Origin of the sequence: Pseudomonas sp. GM60 (assembly GCF_000282415.1) — a bacterium.
In the GTDB taxonomy this organism is placed as follows: domain Bacteria; phylum Pseudomonadota; class Gammaproteobacteria; order Pseudomonadales; family Pseudomonadaceae; genus Aquipseudomonas; species Aquipseudomonas migulae.
Window position 1 is genome coordinate 1 of record NZ_AKJI01000152.1, and the last position, 2,749, is coordinate 2,749.

5 protein-coding genes are annotated in these 2,749 nt (G+C 61.5%); 1 reads left to right on the forward strand and 4 read right to left on the reverse strand.

The window, feature by feature from the left end:
• A partial coding sequence (locus PMI32_RS30815) for a hypothetical protein (RefSeq protein ID WP_032829186.1) occupies positions 1–211 on the reverse strand: 211 nt, incomplete at its 3' end.
• Here PMI32_RS30815 and PMI32_RS02385 point away from each other — a divergent pair.
• Positions 210–905 carry a tellurite resistance TerB family protein gene (locus PMI32_RS02385; protein WP_008034750.1) on the forward strand — a complete coding sequence of 232 codons (696 nt, stop codon included), beginning with the start codon at positions 210–212 and terminating at the stop codon, positions 903–905. The genes PMI32_RS30815 and PMI32_RS02385 overlap by 2 nt on opposite strands.
• Positions 906–980: 75 nt before the next feature.
• Here the strand turns inward: PMI32_RS02385 and PMI32_RS02380 are convergent, their stop codons facing one another.
• The 3 genes from PMI32_RS02380 to PMI32_RS02370 form a co-directional block, all read right to left on the reverse strand.
• A complete protein-coding gene (locus PMI32_RS02380) occupies positions 981–1,433 on the reverse strand; it encodes a cupin domain-containing protein (protein WP_008034751.1) in 453 nt (150 codons plus the stop codon).
• A 258-nt stretch (positions 1,434–1,691) separates the two neighbouring features.
• Complete coding sequence (locus tag PMI32_RS02375) at positions 1,692–1,970, reverse strand: DUF3303 domain-containing protein (protein ID WP_008034753.1); 279 nt, start codon at positions 1,968–1,970, stop codon at positions 1,692–1,694.
• A gap of 205 nt (positions 1,971–2,175) precedes the next feature.
• The gene (locus PMI32_RS02370) at positions 2,176–2,577 is read right to left on the reverse strand and encodes a hypothetical protein (RefSeq protein WP_032829188.1); all 402 of its coding nucleotides are present in this window, start codon (positions 2,575–2,577) and stop codon (positions 2,176–2,178) included.
• Positions 2,578–2,749: the final 172 nt, after the last annotated feature.

Consider the following 2,749-nt stretch of genomic DNA (forward strand, 5'->3'; position numbering starts at 1 on the left):
TCATCAGGCCGAGCGTTAGCTCACCTTCTGCTTTTCGAAAGTGACTCGCCGTAAGGGCGAAACCGCCAGCCGCCATCACCAAAACAATGGATATACCCCCAAACGCTTGAACAACAAAGGCAGCGAAGTCAGCCAAACGGTAATGGCGCAACGGCGTACGAGGACTATCGTTGCCTGACTGGATAACTCCAACCGATGAGGACGTCGTCATGAACACCAGCGATTTGCTCGAACAACTCTTGCGAGCCGGCCAGGGCTCGATGACGCAGCAAGGTGGCATGGGCGGCGGTCTTGGCGGGTTACTCGGTGGCCTGTTGGGCGGCGGTGGCGGTGCAAACGCCGGGTTGGGCGGTTTGCTCGGGGGCTTGCTGGGCGGCGGTTCGGCCATGGGTGGCGCGACCCAGCCTCGCTCGGGTGGGGGCACCAACTACGCAGCGTTGGCGTCCCTGGGGATGATGGCTTTTCAGGCGTATCAGGCCTGGCAAAGCAGCCAGGCGGTCGCGCCGCAACAGGCGCCGCGCACCGTGGATCTGCTCTCCGGCCCGGAAGTCGAGGACCACAGCCACGCGGTCCTGCGCGCATTGATCGCGGCGGCGAAGGCCGATGGCCGGATCGACGCCGCCGAGAAACAAATGATCAGCACTGAAATCGGCCGCCACACCGATGACCCGGAACTTCAGCAATGGCTGGATGATGAAGTCGCCCGGCCGCTGGATCCCGCGGATGTGGCGCAATCGGCGACGGACCCGGCGATGGCGGCGGAAATGTACCTGGCCAGCGTGATGCTGGTGGACGATCAGCAAGACGCCGAGCGCAGCTACCTGGATGAACTGGCGGCGGCGTTGCAGATAGATCCGGATCTGCAGGTGCATCTGGAGCAGCAGGCCAAGGGTGGCGCGGCTTGACTGATAGCTTTTTGTAGGAGCCAGGCTTGCCGGCGAAGGCGTACTGACAGGCCCCTTCGCCGGCAAGCCTGGCTCCTACAGAGGCTGCGGTGATTTCGGAATCAGAAACGTAACCCCGTGCGCTTCGGCAATCTCCAGGATTCGCGGCAAATCCTCCGGCACCCTCAGCCGGTCCACCGCCGTAAAAAACTGGCCGCCGCGCGGATCGGACACCACGCCAATCATCCTCGCGGTCGCGCTGATGTTTTTGTAGGCATGGATCGACCCACCGGGAATATGCACGTAGCCACCGGCAGAAACGGTGGTGGACTTGCCCTCGACCGTCACTTCAACCTGCCCGTCGGTAACGTAGAAAGCCTCGTCCCATGGATGGAAATGCAGCGGCGGCCCGCCCCCTTGCACACCTTCCTGAATATGCATTTCAAAGGGTTTGCTCAAATCGCCGCCGGCGAGAACCGTGATCGCCTCACCCACCACATTGACCGGCCCCGGGGTTTTTTCGGGGGTGATGACGTGAACCGTTCGCATGATTGCTCTCCGGAGGATGTGTCCACTCCCGCTGAGTATATTCACTTGCCAGCGTGCCCAGTGCCCGGCCATCTGCCCGTCTGTCAGGGCAGTTTCAACCTCGATTGAATTTTCCCCCTGCGCATCGCTCTGCTGCTCAGGCAATCACCGCCGAGATGCGGCGGCGGGTGGGAGTGAAGACGTAGCAGGATCTAAAGCCTGACGCTGACAGAGCGCCTGCGTCGTGGCGGCGAGCACGACTCGCCGCCACGACGATGATTACTTGCTGACAGCCGCCGCCAGCAGAGGCCCAGCCTGCTCATCGGTGAGTGCCGCATGAACCTCCATGCTCATCAGGTCACTCCATTGCAGCACCCATTTTTGAATCTGTACGGCATCGTCGGTTTCCGCGATGCCAAAACCGCTCGAGCCACCGACGGCATGCCAGCGCCCGAGCATCTTGACGCCGGGGGGCGGGGCACCTTGGGTTTCGAGAAAGCGCTTGATCACGCTGTTGCGGTTTTGCGGACTGATTGACCAACTGACCATGAATAACATCTGCCACCTCCTGATAGGGATTGGCACCTGTTGCTCTTCGCGCACCTGGCTGGCGCCGGGACCACGGTCACGCCTGTTTCCCGCTTCATCCTGACGGGCTTGAATGTCTTTCTCCCTTTGAGAAGGCATAGCAGCGCGCCGGGATTCGCGTACGACCGCTGATCCTCTTTCGTGGCATTCGGGATTGTTCGGGGGCATTCAGCCGTCAAGCGTCGCGCAACAGGTCGTTGGCGTTGAGCAGTTCGTAGGCGATTTCCGGCCGTTTTTCCAGCCCGCGACGAATCGCGGCCGGGATCGCCTGGCGGGTTTTGCGGCACAGCCCCGGCAATTCGCCGATGGAGATGGCGATGCCGCGCATGGTGCGGACTTCGTTGAAACCGGGGGCGATTTCGACCCGGATGCCCAGTTGTTCGAACATCCGCTGTTGCAGCCGTTCGAGGTCGCTCAGGCTCTGGAGATTTTCCAGGCGGTCGAGCAGGCGTTTTTCCTCGGTGCGGGTCAGGAACAGGATGCGCAGGTCCGCGCCCGCTTTTTCCAGCAGCGGTTCACGCTCGCAGTTGCAGGCACCGGGCGGGCAGGGTTGGCGGATCGGCATCGATGTGGTCATAGGGTTCAATCATAGAGCGCCCTTTGTGTGTTTGCCCATATGCCCCGACTCTTGCGGATGTACCCGGTCCCTGTAGGAGCTGGCTTGCCGGCGATAGCGGTCTATCCGGCGACTATTTTCTTTCAGGTGTACATATCCATTTCTGCGATTATGGCCGCTATTGGTTTCGCCC